Source organism: Cuneatibacter caecimuris (genome assembly GCF_004216775.1).
Lineage (GTDB): Bacteria > Bacillota > Clostridia > Lachnospirales > Lachnospiraceae > Cuneatibacter > Cuneatibacter caecimuris.
The window spans coordinates 1-17,382 of record NZ_SGXF01000008.1; the positions used below are offsets into that span (position 1 = coordinate 1).

The 17,382-nt window shown below is 49.2% G+C and carries 12 protein-coding genes, 7 tRNA genes and 1 pseudogene; all 20 read left to right on the top strand.

All coding sequences use genetic code 11. The features are described from left to right. The first annotated feature begins 108 nt into the window (after positions 1–108). The 20 genes and pseudogenes from EV209_RS14405 (at position 109) to EV209_RS14505 (ending at position 17,382) form a co-directional block, all read left to right on the top strand. Positions 109–180: transfer RNA gene (locus tag EV209_RS14405), tRNA-Asn, on the top strand. A gap of 29 nt (positions 181–209) precedes the next feature. Beyond that, a tRNA-Glu gene (locus EV209_RS14410) sits at positions 210–281 on the top strand. Positions 282–313: 32 nt separating this feature from the next. After that, positions 314–386 (top strand) — tRNA-Thr (locus tag EV209_RS14415). 9 nt (positions 387–395) lie between these two features. Beyond that, positions 396–469, top strand: a tRNA-Ile gene (locus EV209_RS14420). 40 nt (positions 470–509) lie between these two features. Beyond that, positions 510–583 (top strand) — tRNA-Asp (locus EV209_RS14425). A gap of 5 nt (positions 584–588) precedes the next feature. Beyond that, positions 589–661, top strand: a tRNA-Val gene (locus EV209_RS14430). Positions 662–684: 23 nt separating this feature from the next. Then, a tRNA-Leu gene (locus EV209_RS14435) sits at positions 685–770 on the top strand. A gap of 431 nt (positions 771–1,201) precedes the next feature. Continuing rightward, positions 1,202–3,349, top strand: coding sequence for an NAD-dependent epimerase/dehydratase family protein (locus EV209_RS14440; protein ID WP_130436179.1), 2,148 nt, complete (start codon positions 1,202–1,204; stop codon positions 3,347–3,349). Further along, positions 3,346–4,233 (top strand): tetratricopeptide repeat protein, encoded by an 888-nt coding sequence (locus EV209_RS14445; protein ID WP_130436180.1) that lies wholly within the window; start codon positions 3,346–3,348, stop codon positions 4,231–4,233. Before EV209_RS14440 ends, EV209_RS14445 begins: the two co-directional genes overlap by 4 nt. Positions 4,234–4,309: 76 nt before the next feature. Continuing rightward, positions 4,310–6,079, top strand: a pseudogene (locus EV209_RS14455) (DUF2194 domain-containing protein). Between the two features lie 37 nt (positions 6,080–6,116). Further along, entirely contained in the window at positions 6,117–6,698 is a 582-nt protein-coding gene (locus EV209_RS14460) for a DUF2194 domain-containing protein (protein ID WP_130436183.1), read from the top strand. 34 nt (positions 6,699–6,732) lie between these two features. Continuing rightward, positions 6,733–8,010 carry a DUF2194 domain-containing protein gene (locus EV209_RS14465; protein ID WP_165388944.1) on the top strand — a complete coding sequence of 426 codons (1,278 nt, stop codon included), beginning with the start codon at positions 6,733–6,735 and terminating at the stop codon, positions 8,008–8,010. Then, a complete protein-coding gene (pelF, locus tag EV209_RS14470; protein WP_130436185.1) occupies positions 8,007–9,431 on the top strand; it encodes a GT4 family glycosyltransferase PelF in 1,425 nt (474 codons plus the stop codon). The genes EV209_RS14465 and pelF overlap by 4 nt, the downstream gene beginning before the upstream one ends. Then, positions 9,407–11,020: an exopolysaccharide Pel transporter PelG gene (pelG, locus tag EV209_RS14475; RefSeq protein ID WP_130436186.1), complete on the top strand. Its 1,614-nt coding sequence runs from the start codon at positions 9,407–9,409 to the stop codon at positions 11,018–11,020. Before pelF ends, pelG begins: the two co-directional genes overlap by 25 nt. Beyond that, positions 10,980–12,773, top strand: a complete 1,794-nt coding sequence (locus tag EV209_RS14480; RefSeq protein ID WP_130436187.1) for a CotH kinase family protein — start codon at positions 10,980–10,982, stop codon at positions 12,771–12,773. The genes pelG and EV209_RS14480 overlap by 41 nt, the downstream gene beginning before the upstream one ends. A 34-nt stretch (positions 12,774–12,807) precedes the next feature. Continuing rightward, a complete protein-coding gene (locus tag EV209_RS14485; protein WP_165388945.1) occupies positions 12,808–14,118 on the top strand; it encodes a CotH kinase family protein in 1,311 nt (436 codons plus the stop codon). Then, positions 14,091–14,564: a hypothetical protein gene (locus EV209_RS14490; protein WP_130436189.1), complete on the top strand. Its 474-nt coding sequence runs from the start codon at positions 14,091–14,093 to the stop codon at positions 14,562–14,564. The genes EV209_RS14485 and EV209_RS14490 overlap by 28 nt, the downstream gene beginning before the upstream one ends. After that, complete coding sequence (locus EV209_RS14495) at positions 14,548–15,321, top strand: polyphosphate polymerase domain-containing protein (RefSeq protein ID WP_243647605.1); 774 nt, start codon at positions 14,548–14,550, stop codon at positions 15,319–15,321. The genes EV209_RS14490 and EV209_RS14495 overlap by 17 nt, the downstream gene beginning before the upstream one ends. After that, on the top strand, positions 15,318–16,001 hold the full coding sequence (locus tag EV209_RS14500; RefSeq protein WP_130436190.1) for a DUF4956 domain-containing protein: 684 nt from the start codon (positions 15,318–15,320) through the stop codon (positions 15,999–16,001). Before EV209_RS14495 ends, EV209_RS14500 begins: the two co-directional genes overlap by 4 nt. Further along, on the top strand, positions 15,994–17,382 hold the full coding sequence (locus EV209_RS14505) for a DUF4832 domain-containing protein (RefSeq protein WP_165388946.1): 1,389 nt from the start codon (positions 15,994–15,996) through the stop codon (positions 17,380–17,382). Before EV209_RS14500 ends, EV209_RS14505 begins: the two co-directional genes overlap by 8 nt.

The following is a 17,382-nucleotide window of genomic DNA, read 5'->3' on the forward strand; positions in this document are numbered from 1 at the left end:
GGTATGTAGCTGACTGTTACTAATCGGTCGAGGGCTTGACCTGAAGAGGTTCAGGAGAGCCTGGATGGTTTCTGTGTGTGGTTTTGAAGGTACAGACCTTCTTTATATTCCTCGATAGCTCAATGGTAGAGCATTCGGCTGTTAACCGAAGGGTTGTAGGTTCGAGCCCTACTCGGGGAGCTTGGAGCAGTGGAAATTCCCTGTTCTGCGGCTCCATGGTCAAGCGGTTAAGACACCGCCCTTTCACGGCGGTAACAGGGGTTCAAATCCCCTTGGAGTCATTACTCAATGAAGATTGAGTTCAAACACACATGCCGATGTGGCTCAATTGGCAGAGCAGCTGATTTGTAATCAGCAGGTTATCGGTTCGAGTCCGATCATCGGCTTCATTGCTTGGACCTTTAGCTCAGTTGGTTAGAGCAACCGGCTCATAACCGGTCGGTCCTGGGTTCGAGTCCCCGAAGGTCCACTAACTGCAAGAGCAATAGTGAAAGCAATATTATAGCAATGGCCCAGTGGCTCAGTTGGTTAGAGCGCCGCCCTGTCACGGCGGAGGTCGAGAGTTCGAGTCTCTTCTGGGTCGTTTTTGGGGTCTTAGCTCAGCTGGGAGAGCATCTGCCTTACAAGCAGAGGGTCATAGGTTCGAGCCCTATAGGCCCCATTTTACATGGGAACATGTAAGATGCCGGCGTGGCGGAACTGGCAGACGCCCGGGACTTAAAATCCCGTGGGTAGCGATACCCGTACCGGTTCGATCCCGGTCGCCGGCAGTTGAGAAGAGTGAACTGTTGCAGAGTATTCTGCAGCAGTTTTTTCATTGCATAGGGAACGCAGTTCCCTATGCGATAAACCCCTCCGGGGGATGCGCACTGCGCGCTAAGGAAATATGGCCGCTAAAGCGACCGCGCTTCGGCGCGGGAGTCCGGCCCGCCGGACTCTTTGTTAGTGAAAAACTAAAGTAAATTCCTTTATAAATCTCATACCGTATAATGTTTTCTATTTGATTCATGCTAAACCTAATCATTTCAGGTTACTATCCACAGATGCTGATTAAAATATCATCGGCAGTATTTTAATTGCCTACTTTTTGTACAATAATTATACTTGCAATTTTATGCTGTTAAGAGTATCATATTAGATATATATTCGTTTATTTTTTTCCAATCAAAAATGGCCTGTATTACGGCAGGTCTCCAAGGAAATGGACAGGGACAGTGAAATGGCGACAATACTGATAACAGGGAATACAGAGCTGTTTACCCAGGAAGCGTGCAGGGCGCTGGCGGAAGAGAACAAAATTATTCTGGCGGGAACTGCAAAGTTTTCCGGAAAACATAAAAATATTCATTATTACCGCACTTTGCCTGTGGAGGAGAAGTTTGCACACCTTTTTGAAGTGTTTACATTTGATGCTGTCTGGTATGTGACAGGATATGCAGATGGAGGAGAGGGATCTTTTGGCGAAGCGCAGCAGCTGGAACAGACCCTGGCGGAGTGCCGGCGTTCCAGGGTGGGTAAGCTGATTGTCCTGTCCACAGTGAACAGCCAGAATTATCTGGATACATATGGGCGTATGGGGGAGCTGCTGAAGAGAGAATATCCATCCAGCGGGACGTTCAGCGCCGCGAAGACGGAAGAACTGTGCCAATATTTCCAGGATAAAACGGAGATGTGTGTGGTGACGCTTTGGCTGCCTTATGTGGCTGACCGCGTCAATGATAAAAATTTCCTGGGAGGGGTTTTTCGGAATATTTATGAAAAGGATAAGGTGATTTTTCCTTATCACAGGGAAGATCGGGTGGATTTTCTTGCAATGCAGGATCTGACCGAACTTTTGATACAAATCACCGAAGAGACAGAAGACAGCAGCGGCAGTTATTACGCTACCAGTGGCTACCGCTATCAATACAGCGATCTGGAGGAAATGCTCCGCTTGGTTTCGCCGGATGTGCAGGTGATGTATGAAAATTATCCGGATATGATCCAGTGGCCGGATTATCCCATGGAACTGCGCAGTAAATACGGTTTTGTGCCTATGGAAAATGTGATGGAAAACATTGGTTCTTATTACCGGACTTTCATAAATGAAGTGGTCCGGGGACGGCGGGGCGCGGGCAGCAGGATTCTGGGAGCATTCACGGAAGCCGGAAAAGGGATATTTAAATATATAGAGCTAATTCTGGTATTTCTGATAGCAGAGCTGATCGCTTATTACACTTCCGACTCTGTATATTTCAAGTTTGTGGATGTAAGGCTGCTGTACATTGTGATTATGGGGACGATTTACGGAATGCGCATGGGGATTTTTGCCGCTTTGCTGGAAAGTGCGGTTTTGGTCAGGCAATATGCGCTGATCGGTATGAGCGGGACCCTTCTGTTTTATAATATTGAAAATTGGATTCCCTTTGCCATATATCTCATGGCAGGATCTATCACTGGCTATATCCGCAATAAAAAAACAGATGAATTGAGCTTCTCTAAACAAGAGTACGCCCTTCTTCGTGACAAATATATCTTTTTGAATGATGTATACCATGGGGCTGTGGAGAATAAGGGAGAGTATAAAAAGCAGATTCTGGGCTTCAAGGACAGTTTCGGAAAGATTTTTGATGCGGTTCAGAGGCTGGATAACGAATTGCCGGAGAGCATATTCCTTGAGGGGCTGCAGGTGATGGAGGATATTCTGGAAAACCATACCATAGCCATTTACTCTCTGGATGATTACCAGCGTTTTGGCAGGCTGGTGGTCTGCTCCAGCAGCAGGTTGACTAAGCTGACGAAATCTATTCGTTTGGAAGAATATGAAGAAATGTACCGCCAGGTCAAGGGAGGGAATGTCTGGAAAAACACTGAGCTGATTCCTGACATGCCCATGTATGCCTGCGGGGTTTTTGACGGAGATAGAATTGTGCTGCTCGTCGCCATTTGGGAGGCCAGCGTTGAACAGTATGGCATGCACTATATGAATATTTTCCGCATACTCTGCGGCCTGGTGCAGACTTCATTTTTACGCGCTGTTGAATATGAATCCCTGCAGGAAGAGCGTCTCTATTATCCGGAGACTAATGTGGCCAGGCCGGAGAGGTTCCGGCAGATCCTGGGAGTTCAGGAGGATATGCAGGAGGCGGGCGTTGCCGACTATGTGCTGGTCCGCTTCCCGGGCTATGATCAAAAAGAGGTCAGTGAGCTGCTGGCCGGGATGGTCAGGGCCAGCGACACGCTGGGGATGGATGAGGCAGGCAATATTTATCTTTTGCTGGTTCAGATGAACAAAAGGAACTTTGGGATTGTGGGGGAGCGTTTGGACAGAAAGGGCCTGCAGTATCAGCTGGTAGAAAAGGTGGGATGAATTTGATAATTATTTTTCTGGTATTCCATATAATCATTTGCATCCTGCTGTATCTGTTGATCCGGTTGGGGATCCTGGAATGCGGAAGGATGGTAATGATGCTGGCGTGGTTTGTTCCTGTTTGGGGACTGGTCTGCCTTGTGATACAGGAGTTTCGGAGCAGAGGGAAACAGGAAGTCAAAGAAGATGTGGGAGTGGAAAAGCTGAAAATCAACGATGAAATCCACCGCAGCATTTTGATGGAGGAAGATCCTATTGAAGGGCGTGTGGTGCCATTGGAAGAAGCTCTGCTGATCAATGCGCCGTCCACAAGGCGGGAGCTGATGATGGAAGTGATGTATTCAGATCCCGGAAATTATGTGGATCAGCTTCAGGAAGCCAGAATGAATGACGATACAGAGGTGGTTCATTATGCAGTTACGGCCCTGGTAGAGCTTCAAAAGGAATATGATCTGGAGTTTCAGGAGTTGGAGAGGAAGTTGGCGGAGACTCCTGACGACGGAGCGCTGCTGGACACATATCTCGGGCTTTTGGAGCGGTATCTGAGCAGCGGCCTGCTGGAAGGCAGCAGCAGAAGTATTCAGCTGCGCAATTACAGCAGCCTTCTGGACCGGAAACTGAAAACAAAAGGAGAGGAGCTTTCTCTCTACCGCAGAAAGATAGAAACAGATATACAGCTGAAAGAGTATGATACCGCATATCAGGAAATTAGCAGAGTGTTGGAACTGTGGCCGAAGGAAGAAACAGGATATCTGTTCCTGATCCAGTATTATTCTGCGGTAAAGGACAGGAAGGGGATAGACAGGACTCTGGAATTGCTTCGCTTTCGTGAGATCCATCTCACCGGAGAAGGCAGGAGTATAGTGGAATTTTGGAAGAAGTAGCAGAAGTGGAGCATTGGGAAATATGAAAAAGAAGAACCAGAAAATTCAGTTTGGCAGGCTGCAGATTGTGATCGCCATGTTTTTGGTGCTCATAGCGGTTCTGTATTTTGTTCAGAGGAATGTTTCCTACAGCGCCCGGGAAAAAATGATTCTCCCCCTTTCAGAGAGTGAATTTGGACATGCAGAGGTGGATACGGATGCAGATGTATTGATCTTATGGGAAGAGGACGCCAACGGCGTGAAAGGCAGAGACCTGATGGAAGATATTCTGCAGCAAATGCGGATTCCCTATGAACTCTGCGGCGGGAAAGAGTTCGCAGGAGAAATGCTGGAAGGTTATTCTTCCGTATTGCTTTCCATAACGCATTATAACCTGCTGGATGAGGGGATTCTGGATATACTGGACTGGGTGAAGGCAGGGGGCAGTCTGATGATTGTGTATCCTCCGGAAGTAAACGGGAGTTTCACTCTGGTACAGGATGAACTGGGGATTTATGATGTGGGAGGAACTATGGCAGTGGTAGAAGGGCTTCATTTTAACATTCCCTTCATGATCGGTTCCGAGAGGAAAGATTATAAAATTACGGACCCATATGAATCTTCCCTGACTGTCAGCCTCAATTCTGACTGCATGGTCTATATCCGGTCCGGAAAAGAAGGCGGGATTCCTGTGCTGTAGAGCAGAAGTCTGGGGCAGGGCACTGTTGTGTTTAATAATCTGGGATTTCTGGAAAAGGCGTATCGGGGGATATACTGTGCTTCTTTCTCTTTGCTGGAGCCAGTATGCGCCTGGCCGGTAATCAATGGCTCCACATTTTATATTGATGATTTTCCTTCACCGGTTCCGGGAGGAAGCAGTGAATATATCCAGGCGGAATACGGAATGGATATCAAGGATTTTTATACCCAGGTATGGTGGAACGACATGTATAACCTGGCGGACCGATATGGAGTCCGCTATACGGGCCTGGTCATTGAGGCGTATTCTGATCAGGTTCAGGGGCCATTTGACAGAAATGATGATCAGCGGCGCTACCAGTATTTTGGCAATATGCTGTTGGACCAGGGAGGCGAGATTGGTTTTCACGGTTATAACCATATGCCGCTTTGCTTGAACAATTTTAATTTCGGCGGTCAGTATGATTCTTACAGGCACTGGAACAGCAGGGAGGATATGGCTGCGTCTATTCGAGAGCTGAATGAGTTCTGCAGCAGCCTGTTTCCGAAAGAACAGTTCCAGGTCTACGTGCCTCCTTCCAACATTCTGTCGGAGGAGGGGAGGCGCCTGCTGGCGGAAGATTTTCCCCAGATTAAGGCCATCGCCAGTGTTTATCTGCCCGGAGGGCTGGCCTATGAACAGGAATTTGAGGTATCGGAGGACGGCATAATTGAAACGCCCAGGATTATTTCCGGGTATCTTTTGGATGATTACATGCAGCTGGCGTCCATGGCAGAGCTGAATTTTCATTTTGTGAACACACATTTTCAGCATCCCGATGATGTTCTGGATGAGGACCGGGGAGCTGCGCTTGGGTGGCCGGAACTGCACAGAAGGATTTCGGAGTTTATGGGATGGCTGTATGGTGCTGCGCCGGAGATCAGGAATCTGACAGGAACGGAACTGGCGGGAGCGGTGCAGCGCTATGACGCGCTGAAAGTGGGGAGAAAACTGGAGGAGGGAAGCCTGAAGCTGACCTTGGACGGGTTTGCAGATGAAGCCTGGCTGTTTGTGAGAGTCAATGAAGGAAAGCCGGGAAAGGTGGAGGGCGGAAGCATGTCTCAGGTGTCTGAAGGATTGTACCTGCTGCGGGCAGATGCTTCCCAGGTGAAAATTGAGTTGGAGTAACCGGCCGCGTCTGGGAATTTGAAAGGTGGGAAGTCAGATGAAGATAGAGAAGAGCCGCGCCAGAAAGGCCAGATATATCCCTGTTGTGATAATACTTGGAATTTTTGTGGCGCTGACAGCGGCCCTGCTGGGCCAGACCGGATGGATCGCATCTTTTTCTTCCAGACCGGATACTGCTATCCTGGATCAGAAGGTTTTTCAGGAAAAAAAGAAGGCAGAGGTTCCTGTGCCGCCGGAAGGAGAAACACTGGAATGCCTTTATCTCTGGGACAGCAGCGATGAAGATTCTTCCCTGCTCTGTCGGCAGATGTCACAGATCCTGAAGGATATGGGCGTCAGGTATGCTGCTGTGGATATTGGCAGGGAGGAAGTTCCGCCCTGCAGCAGGTTTGAAAAAGTTGTGCTGGGTTTTTCAAATTATGAAAAGAACAGGAATGGTGTTGCCGATGTGATGGAATGGACCGCTCAGGGAGGAGGCCTGCTGATCGCAGCGGTTCCTGAAGTAGATACTACTTTCCGCTGGGTCAGCCAGCAGGTGGGAATCGTCGGTCTGGGAAATACCCGGTACAAGACGCCTGAAAGACGATTTTCTGCTGGCCGGGAGCCAGAAGGACTATGAAATAGAAAACCCCTTTGAATCTTCCATCATTGCTGTGCTGGATGAAAGCTGCCAGGTACATATGGTATCCAGCGATGAGAAGGAAATCCCGCTGCTCTGGGAATATAGCCTGGGGCAGGGGCAGGTTGCAGTGGTAAATCTGGGAATATATGAAAAATCCTGCAGAGGAATTTACGCTTCTGCCTACAGCCTGCTGGGAGATTTTTGCGCTTATCCTGTAATCAATGGGGCTGCGTTTTATCTGGACGGTTTTCCCGCGCCTCTTCCCCAGGGAAAGAATGCATATATTACGAAAACTTATGGAGATATGGACCTGTATACTTTTTATATTAACGAATGGTGGCCGGATCTCCTGAGATTGGCTCAAAAGTATGATATCCGCTACACAGGGTCTCTGGTGGAAAGCAGCGCCGGCGGAGTGGAGCCGCCTTTTGAGGTGACCGGCGCCAGGAACAGATACCAGTATTTTGGGGCACAGCTGCTGGAGAATGGCGGTGAGATCGGCATATATGGTTATAATCACCTGCCGCTGTGCACAGAAGGTTTTGAAAGCGCTCTTGAGCAGCGGCCTGAACTGGATTACCAGAAAGATCTGAAATTGAAGTATTGGAAAACGAAGAACGATATGGCTGCGGCTCTTCAGGAAATTTCCCGTTTTTTCGGAGAACTTTTCAGCGAACAGAACCCACAGGTCTATACTCCCCCGGCCAATATCCTTTCAGAAGAAGGGCGGCAAATTCTCCGGAATACGATTCCTGAAATAAGGGCGGTTGCAGGCTCCTATATGGGAGGGGAGTTTTCCATAGCTCAGGAATTTGCAGTGTCAGGGGACGGGCTCATTGAAACGCCCAGGATCACCTATGGGTGTTATATCAATTCCGATATGAAGCTCAGCGCTTTGTCCGAACTGAATATGCACTATGTGAATACGCATTTCATGTATCTCAGCGATGTGCTGAATCCTGATCTGGGAGCTGAGCTGGGCTGGCCGGAGCTTTGCAGAAGGCTGGAAGAATATATGGACTGGCTCTACGGCGCAGCGCCGGAGATACGCCGTCTCACCGGATCAGGAACGGCGGCCGCAGTACAGAGATTTTATTATGTGCAGGCCGAAAAAAAGAGCACGGAAACAGGGATGGAATTGGAGCTGTCTAATTTCCAGGATGAAGCCTGGTTCCTGATACGCTTCAACGCCTGGGAGCCGGAAGAAAGCGGGACCAGCGGAGGAAAACTGACCCGGCTGCAGGGGGACTTGTACCTTCTGAAAGCAGAAAACCAGCATGTGACAGTTCAGAGAAAGGCGGTTCAATGAGAATTTGTGTGATTCTGGAGGGGTGCTATCCTTATGTGACCGGAGGCGTATCCACATGGATTCATCAGTACATCCAGGCCATGCCCCAGCACGAATTTGTGATATGGGCAGTGGGGGCGTCTTCTGAGGACAGAGGGAAATTCAAATATAAGCTTCCGGAAAATGTGGCGGAGATCCGGGAAATTTTTCTGAATGACGCGCTTACAATGGGATTTGAGAAACAGCATTACCGGTTTTCGGAAGCAGAATTCTCTGCCCTGCGGGAGTTCATTAACTGCCGGAAGCCAGATTGGGATTTGCTGTTTCAAATGTACCATGACAATAAGGTTTCCCCCATTGCATTTCTGATGAGCGAAGAATTTTTGGAAATTCTTATGAAGATCTGCCATGAAGAATATCCGTATACTGCTTTTTCTGATTTGTTTCACACAGTCCGCTCCATGATGCTGCCCATCCTGTACACCATCCAGGAAGAGGTGCCGGAGGCGGATCTCTATCATGCGATTGCCACAGGATACAGCGGCGTGCTGGCCAGGCTGGGGAGTTATGTGAATCATGTGCCTTATATGATTACGGAACACGGGATCTATACCAGAGAAAGAGAAGAAGAAATTATCCGCGCCAAGTGGGTGGTGCCGGCGTTTAAACGTTTTTGGGTGCGCTTTTTTTACATGCTGTCAGACTGCGCCTATTCCGGCGCTTCCATGATCACCAGCCTGTTTGACCGGGCCATGGAGATCCAGATCGAGATGGGATGCAGGCGGGAAAAATGCAGATATATCACCAATGGAATTCATTATGACCGATTCTGCAATATTCCGCTGAAGAAAGATAACGGGTATGTGGATATCGGGGCCGTGCTGCGGATCGCGCCCATTAAAGATGTGAAAACCCTGCTCTACGCTTTTGCAGAGCTGAAACCCAGGGTGCCGTATGCCAGGCTGCATATCGCGGGGCCGGAAGACGATCAGGAATATGCTCAGGAATGTTACGATCTGGCAGAAAAACTGCAGCTGCAGGACGTGTTTTTTCTGGGCACAGTGAATGTGCTGGAATATATGGAACAGTTTGATTTTACGATTTTGACCAGTATTTCAGAGGGACAGCCGCTGGCAGTGCTGGAATCTTTTGCGGCAGGCAGGCCCTGTGTGACCACGGATGTGGGCTGCTGCAAGCAGCTGATCGGCGGTATGGAGGGAGATACTCTGGGGCCCGCCGGATACTGCGTCCCGCCCATGCACAGGGAAGCGATCTGCGCGGCCATGGAACAGCTGTGCACCCGTCCGGAAGAACGTTACCGGATGGGGATGACCGGAAAGAAACGGGTGGAGCTTTATTTCCGCCATGAGGATATGATCAGAAACTATCTGCAGGCTTATGACGAGGTGTTTAGAAAATGGCAGGAATCGGATTCAGTTTAAAACGGCTTTTTAAGAAACGGGGATTTTTTTCTCTGTGCAGGGCCTACGGCTATGCGGGGATCATCTGCGCAGGCCCTATGATCCTGGGCGTGATCCTGCTGACCGGCATGTCCCTGGTGGCGCGGCTGGCCGGCCTGAACCAGCATGACAGGGAGCTGATGAACTGCATGCTGACTTACAGCTTATTGGTTTCTCTGACAGTGACCAGCTGGCTGAATATGATTGTTACGAGATTTGTGTCGGATATGCTGTATGAAGAGAAGAACGGGAAAATTATGCCGTCTTTTTATGGAAGCTGCGCTGTCATGCTGGCAGCGGGAGGGATTTTCTATGGGGTATTTCTGCATTTTTCCGGCGTGCCTTTTATTTATCAGGTATGCTGCCTGTGGTTTTCGCTGATCCTGATTGTAGTTTGGACGGAAATGGTTTACCTGACAGCCCTGAAAGACTATAAATCCATTGTACTGGCCTTCTGTGTTTCTCTGATGATCGGTTTTTTGCTGGCCTTGATTTTTGTCCTTCTGGGCTGGGTCAGCATTGTGAGCCTGATGCTTTGCGTGATTGTGGCCTATGGTATTCTGATGTGCTGGTATTATAAACTGCTGCTGGACTATTTCCCGAAAAGTGAAGGCAGCAAATTTTCATTCCTGCGGTGGTTTGACCGATACCGGTCTCTGTCCCTGATCGGCGGTTTTGTGAATATCGGCCTGTTCGCGCATCTGGTAATTATGTATTTCGGCCCGCTGCAGGTACAGGTGCAGGGGTTGTTTTATGGAGCTCCGATGCACGATGTGCCGGCGCTGTTCGCCTTTTTTTCTATCCTGATCACAACGGTCAATTTTGTGACTTCTGTGGAAGTGCGATTTTATCCGGCATACCGGAACTATTACAGTCTGTTTAATGACAACGGTTCTATCAGGGATATTGAACAGGCGGAGACAGAGATGCTTTCCCTGCTGAAGCAGGAACTTACATTCGGGGGGCATAAACAGCTGATCTCCACCATTATTTTTGTGGTGTTCGGAAGTTTCCTGCTGGAGTGGATGCCCATGGGTTTTACAGATACTTCCATCGGGATTTACAGATTTCTGTGCGCCGGATACGGCGTGTACGCTATCAGCAATTCTATCATGCTGATTCTGCTGTATTTTGAAGATTACACAGGCGCGCTTTTGGGAACGCTGGCCTTTGCGGCTGTCAGTGTTGCGGCCACGGTCCTGCAGATTTTGTTTGGAAGCATAAAATATTTTGGCCTTGGTTTTCTGCTGGGCGGTCTCATATTTTATTTTATCGTGTGGCTCCGCCTGGAATGGTATACCAGGCGCCTGCCTTACTTCCTGCTCTGCAGGCAGGCGATCATTGCCAACCGCGAAAAGGGGGTATTCGCCAGATTCTGCGACTATCTGGAGGAAAGGGATCAAAAGCAGAGAGAGAAAGAACAGGCCCGCTGGCAGGAAATCGCAGACAGGAAAAAAGAAAAGCAGGAAAAGTCCTGGCAGATGCAGGAAGACCGGAAAAAGGAAGGGCCTGGACAGGAGGAGAGAGAATATGCAGAGGAAGGGTCGCAGACGAATCAAAACAGCAGGTGAACTGGCGGTCATCATCCTGGCAGCCGTGCTTGCCGGCTGCGGCGGCAGCTCCGGGGAAGAGCCGGCAACAGCCGCGCCCCAGACAGGAACTTATGTGGAAAAGGAACCTCCTCAGGAGAACAGAGTGTCGGACAATATGGCTGTTTATGCGGATGATGATGAGAATTCAGTGGTCACTATGTATCTGACGGTCCGCCAGGGGACGGAAGGGGATAATACCAACCATACCTGGACTGAGATTAATACCTATTCTGCATATTATTACGATGATAATGAAATTCCCAGGTATAATTGTGAAGCGCTTCTGCAGATTGGTGATGAGAACGGCCCGGCGGAAGGGGAGTTCGGCTACGGGGAAACTGTAGCGAACGCTGCCGTTCAGATCAGAGGGCAGACCTCTTCCAAGAGGGAACAGAAAAACTATAAAATCAGAATCAAAGAAGAAAAAGGGAGCTGGAGAGGGCAGCGGACCATCGCGCTGAATAAGCACGTGGGAGATCCGGTGCGCTTCCGGAACAAGCTGGCTTATGACCTGATGAAAAACGTGCCGGAGATGATCAGCGCCCGGACTCAGTTCGTCCATCTGTATGTAAAAGATGAAACAGAAGGCGGAAATGGTGTATTCACAGATTACGGTCTGTATACCCAAGTGGAACAAATGAACAAGACTTATCTGAAAAACCACGGTCTGGACAACAGAGGGCATCTGTATAAAATAAATTTTTTTGAATGGTATCGTTATGATGCGCTGAAGCTGAAATCGGATCCGGATTACGATGAGGCAGCTTTTGAGAAATATATTGAAATCAAAGGAAATGATGACCATACCAAACTTCTGGATCTGCTGGATAAGATCAGCGATTATTCCATCCCAATCGAGGATATTGTGGAACAGAACTTTGACTCACAGAACATCTGCTACTGGATGGCGTTCCACATCCTGACCGGAAATTATGACGTTGGGTCCCGTAATTATTATATCTACAGTCCGCTGAATTCGGAAAAATGGTACTTTATATCCTGGGACAATGATGCCGCATTTTCCAGGACGTACCATGAATGGAAGGATTATTCGGAAGGCAAGTCCTGGGAACAGGGTATGACCCAATTCCTCCATTCAGCTTTATTTGAGAGAATGTTTAAAGTGGACCGATACCGGGCTCAGCTCAGCGCTGCTGTGGAAGACCTCAGAGCCAACTATCTGAATCGTGAGATTATGTCTCAAAAAATTTCAGAATACAGCGAGGTGGTGAAACCCTACGTTTACCGTCTTCCCGATTTGACATATTCTCTGGTGAGTCAGGAGAATTACGATATGCTTTTAAACGGGATGGCGGATGAGACAGAAACAAACTACCAATATTTTCTGGAAAGCCTGGAACGTCCCTGGCCGTTTTTCGTGGGTACGCCATATGTGGAGGACGGCCGTCTGGAAGTGCTGTGGGATACTTCTTTTGATATGGATAATGAGAGCATCACTTACAGTTTTGCCCTGGCCACAGATTACAGCTTCCAAAACATTCTGGTGCAGGAAGAAGGCCTGCGCCTTCCTGAGATGACCTTTGACCTGCTGCCGCCGGGACAGTACTTTATCCGCGTGCGGGCGAAAAATGCTTCCGGCTATGAGCAGGACTGCTATGACTACTATTCTATGGATTCGGGCGGAAAGGCGTATGGAGCGAAATGCTTCTATGTCAATGAGGACGGGACGATCACGGAGCATGAAAATACCGAAGGGAATGAAACGGAGTAGCGCCGGGGTTTGAAAGTGAGGAGAGATCATGCGAATGAAAGATAGTTTGTGGGCAAAATGCCTGATTGCAGGGCTGGCGGCCACGGTTCTGGCCGGCTGCAGCGCCGGTGGAACAGGCTCAGGAAATCTGGTAAGCCCGGACGAAACCTACGAAAAGGAACCGGCGCTGGACAGTACATATCAGCTCAGGGATAAGGACTCTCTGTATGAAGAGGAGGATACCGGCGTCATTACCATGTACCTTACCGTGGGAAAAGGCAGTGAGTCAGAAGGGACGAATTATACCTGGGACCAGATAAACAGCTATTCTCTGGAATATTTTAATGAAAATCAACTATCCCCCTATAAGTGTGAAGCCGTGCTCCAGGTGGGGGATGAAAACGGCCCCATATCGGGCGAATTCGGGTATGGAGAGCTGGCTGCAAACGCTACTGTGCAGGTGCGGGGGACAGGAGCTTCCCGGCAGCAGCAGAAGAGCTACCGGATTAATATTCTGGAGGGCAAGGGGAAGTGGGAGAGCCAGAAAGCGGTGGTGCTGAACAAGCATCTGACGGACCCGCTGCGCTTTACCAATAAACTGGCATATTCCCTGATGGAAGAAATCCCGGCCATGATCAGCGCCCGGACCAGATTTGTTCATCTCTATGTAAAAGATAAGACAGAAGGGGCGGACGGCCTGTTTCAGGACTACGGGCTGTTCACCCAGGTGGAGCAGATCAATAAGACGTACCTGAAAAATCACGGTTTTGATAATGACGGCCAGCTGTATCAGGCGGAGAACTTTGACTGGAGGCCTCATGAGGACAGCATCAAAGCAGCCACGGACCCGTCCTTTGTCCAGGCGGATTTTGAGCAGTATCTGGAGATAAAAGGAAATGAGGACCATACAAAGCTGCTGCGCCTGCTGCAGGCAGTCAACGACCCGTCCGTTTCCATCGGCCAGGTACTGGACACTTATTTCGACCGGGGGAATCTCTACTACTGGATGGGATTCCATATGCTGATGGGAAATAAAGACGTGGAAACAGAGAACTATTATCTGTACAGTCCGCAGACAGTGGACAAATGGTATCTGATTTCCTGGAATAATTCAGCGTCTTTTGACGAAGCGTATAGAAAACTGCGGGATGAAAACTATGACAGTTCCTGGAATCACGGAATTTTTACCTATATCAGCGCCTCACTGTACAGCCGCATTTTTCAGGACCCGGCCTGCCGGGAAGAATTCCGCGGGGTAGTGGAAGACCTGAAAGACAATTATCTGACGGCTCAAAAGGTACAGGAAAAAGCAGATGAGTACCGGGATATGTCTATGGGATGCCAGATAAAATTTATGCCAGGCTGACAAGAGAAAATTACGAGATTCTGGCGGGCGGTATTTCCGGTGAGATTGAAAAAAATTATCAGAGCTTTCTGGACAGCATGGAAGAACCCTGGCCTTTTCATATTCTTGCTCCTGAAACATCGGACGGGGTATTGAGACTGCGCTGGGAGCCGTCCTGGATGTTCCAGGAGGGGGAGGTCTCCTACTCCGTGGAACTGTCGTCCGATTTTATGTTTCGGGAGTATTTGAGGAACGAGACAGTGACGGGGGCGGAAGAACTGACAGTGGATATGCTTCCTGCGGGAAAGTATTTCCTGAGGGTTCGTTCCGGGACCCCACAGGGGGCTTTCCAGGATGCATATGAATATTACATCGCGGAATCCGGGAGCATCGTTTCCGGCACCTTGTGCTTCTATGTGCTGGAAGACGGAACGATAGCGGTTTCCGAATATGAAGAAGGTGATTGAAATGCCGGGAGCTTTTCAGAAAACCCCGCAGTACAGGAATGAATGGAAATATTTTATTTCTCTGTGGGAAGCAGAGCTGCTGAAACAGCGGCTTCTGCCTTTTATGGAGCGGGACCCCTTTGCGCAGGACGGAAAATATATGATCCGCAGCCTCTATTCTGACGATTACTGGAATTCGGCTTATGAAGAGAAAATGATGGGCGTGGCGGACCGGAAAAAATGGAGGATCAGAATCTATAACTACAGTGACAGCAGGATCAAGCTGGAACGAAAGAAAAAGTGGACCAGCTATATCCATAAGGATTCAGCATCCCTGACCAGAGAAGAATTTGACCGCATTCTGGAGGGGGATTACGGTTTTTTGCTGCACCATAAAAACCCGCTCTGCCAGGAATTTTACTATGAATGTGTGGTGAACCTGCAGCGGCCGAAGGTAATTGTGGATTACGAGAGGGAGCCGCTGATCCGCAGGGAAGGGGATGTGCGCATCACTTTTGACAGCGACGTGCGGGCCGCAGTTTGCGGTTGGGATATCTTTGATCCGGATCTCCCGACGCTTGCCACATTGGAGCCGGGAACGCTGGTACTGGAAGTGAAATTTACGGAGATGATCCCGCAGCTCATTAAGGAGCTGCTGCCTGTGGACGGACAGGAATTTTCAGCAATATCTAAATATACACTTTGCTATGAACGCGCCCATCACCTGACAGATGTGATGGCCGGCATATCTAAGACAAACAGGAGGGGAACACGATGAATTTTGAGGATTATTTTAAAAAATCGGTTTGGGAGACCTTTACCAGCAGCCAGGGGCTGACCGCAGATTTTGTAGTAAAAGCTGTGGTTGCCATGGCGCTGGCAGTGATCCTGGGCATTTTGATTTATAAAATATACGGGCACTATTTTGGCGGCGTGGTTTTTTCCAGGTCCTTTGCTACCACGCTGGTGGGCATGACAGTCCTCAGCTGTATGCTGACTCTGGCCATCAGCAGCAATATTGTAATCTCTCTTGGTATGGTGGGCGCTCTGTCCATCGTCCGGTACCGGACAGCGATTAAAGACCCCATGGATCTGCTGTACTTGTTCTGGTCTATTTCCATCGGGATTACGCTGGGCGCGGGGATCTATGTGCTGGCCGCAGTGACCATGCTGGTCATGTTGTTTGTAGTGCATCTGTTCTATAACCGCAGAAAAAAGGGCGTGATCTATATCATGGTGGTGCATTATGAATCCGGGCTGGCAGGGGATGAAATCCTGCGTTCCCTTGGAAAGATGAAATACCAGCTGAAATCTAAGACCATCCGCGGGGACCAGACGGAGCTGACCATGGAACTGCTCTGCCGGAACAGCAATACGCTGTTCATGGAAAATATCCAGGCGGTGGAGGGGGTAAAAGATGTAACCCTCATTCAATATAATGGAGAGTATCATGGATAAAAAAAGGAGTTCTATTGTGCCTTATGTGATGATCGCTGTACTTGGAACAGCAATTGCGTGCCTGCTGTTTTATATACTGCCGTTTCGTTATAAGCTGAATCAGACAATAGAATTTAAGGAGTCTGGGAAAGAACTGTTCAACCCGCTGACCGGGTATGCGCCTCCGGCTGAATCATTAGAAGAATGTGCTGACCGGCAGCTGGTATACATCGGAATCACTTGGGCGGAATGGGAACCGCGTCAGGATGAGTATGCGGTGGAGGCTCTGGAAGAAAAATATCATATCCGAAAGTGGAAAGAAGAGAATAAAAATGCAGTGATCCGTTTCCTATGCGATGTGCCGGGAGAAGAAGGCCACAAGGATATCCCTGAGTGGCTGTACCAAAAGACAAAAGATGGAGAGTTCTACAATACGTCATATGGATCTGGCTATTCTCCTGACTATGGAGACAGTTTTTTCCGGGAACGCCACAGAATGGCCATGGAAGCCCTGGCCGAATACTGTAATCAGGATGATTTTGCAGCCTATGTGGAGCTGGGCAGCCTGGGGCATTGGGGAGAATGGCACACGAATACCTCAGAAGGGGTCCCTGCTTTGCCCGGAGCTGATATCTGCTGGCAGTATGTGCTGGATTATTCTGACCAGTTTCATAACGCCAGGCTGCTGATGCGCAGGAATTATATTATGGTTGCAGAGGGCGGCCTGGGGTTATATAATGATATGACAGGGCATAAAGAAGATACGGAGGAATGGCTGGACTGGATGAAAAACGGAGGAAGTTTTGAAACAGCGGGCCTTCCCCTGGAATACCGGCCGCTGGAGGAGTTCTGGAATACAGCCCCGGTGGGAGGAGAATTCACCAGCGCTTATTCCATGGAAGAGCTGCTGGGAGACCGCCTGGAAGAGACGCGGGATTTGGTGAAACGGTCCCATATGACCTTTATCGGCCCCAAGTGTCCGGAGGGCGACATGGCGCAGTCAGCAGGCGCCCGTGACATACGCCAGAATCTGGGATACAGATTTTATATTTCAGAGATGAATACCAGATATTCATTTGGAAGCGGGAATCTCCATGTGCAGTTTACCTGGAGGAATACTGGCCAGGCTCCCCTGTACTGGGATTGGCCGGTCACAATGTATGTGTATAATCAGGCAGGAGAATTGGAATACTGGGAGAGTATGGAAATAGATTTGTCCCGCCTGGCTCCCGGAGAGGAACTGGTCTCTGAGGCGGATATTCCTTTTGGCGATGATTTCCGGCAGGGATACAGGATTGGGATCAGGGTTACAGATCCGGACCAGGAACAGGAGATTGCATTGGCAATGGACTGTGAGGAGCTGGACGGTGTCCAGATAATTTATACTTACGAAGGAGAATGA

Coding starts and splice junctions, on each gene's coding strand:
- EV209_RS14440 (WP_130436179.1), top strand. CDS start 1,202: ATGGACAGGGACAGTGAAATGGCGACAATACTGATAACAGGGAATACA.
- EV209_RS14445 (WP_130436180.1), top strand. CDS start 3,346: ATGAATTTGATAATTATTTTTCTGGTATTCCATATAATCATTTGCATC.
- EV209_RS14460 (WP_130436183.1), top strand. CDS start 6,117: ATGAAGATAGAGAAGAGCCGCGCCAGAAAGGCCAGATATATCCCTGTT.
- pelF (WP_130436185.1), top strand. CDS start 8,007: ATGAGAATTTGTGTGATTCTGGAGGGGTGCTATCCTTATGTGACCGGA.
- pelG (WP_130436186.1), top strand. CDS start 9,407: ATGGCAGGAATCGGATTCAGTTTAAAACGGCTTTTTAAGAAACGGGGA.
- EV209_RS14480 (WP_130436187.1), top strand. CDS start 10,980: ATGCAGAGGAAGGGTCGCAGACGAATCAAAACAGCAGGTGAACTGGCG.
- EV209_RS14485 (WP_165388945.1), top strand. CDS start 12,808: ATGAAAGATAGTTTGTGGGCAAAATGCCTGATTGCAGGGCTGGCGGCC.
- EV209_RS14490 (WP_130436189.1), top strand. CDS start 14,091: ATGCCAGATAAAATTTATGCCAGGCTGACAAGAGAAAATTACGAGATT.
- EV209_RS14495 (WP_243647605.1), top strand. CDS start 14,548: ATGAAGAAGGTGATTGAAATGCCGGGAGCTTTTCAGAAAACCCCGCAG.
- EV209_RS14500 (WP_130436190.1), top strand. CDS start 15,318: ATGAATTTTGAGGATTATTTTAAAAAATCGGTTTGGGAGACCTTTACC.
- EV209_RS14505 (WP_165388946.1), top strand. CDS start 15,994: ATGGATAAAAAAAGGAGTTCTATTGTGCCTTATGTGATGATCGCTGTA.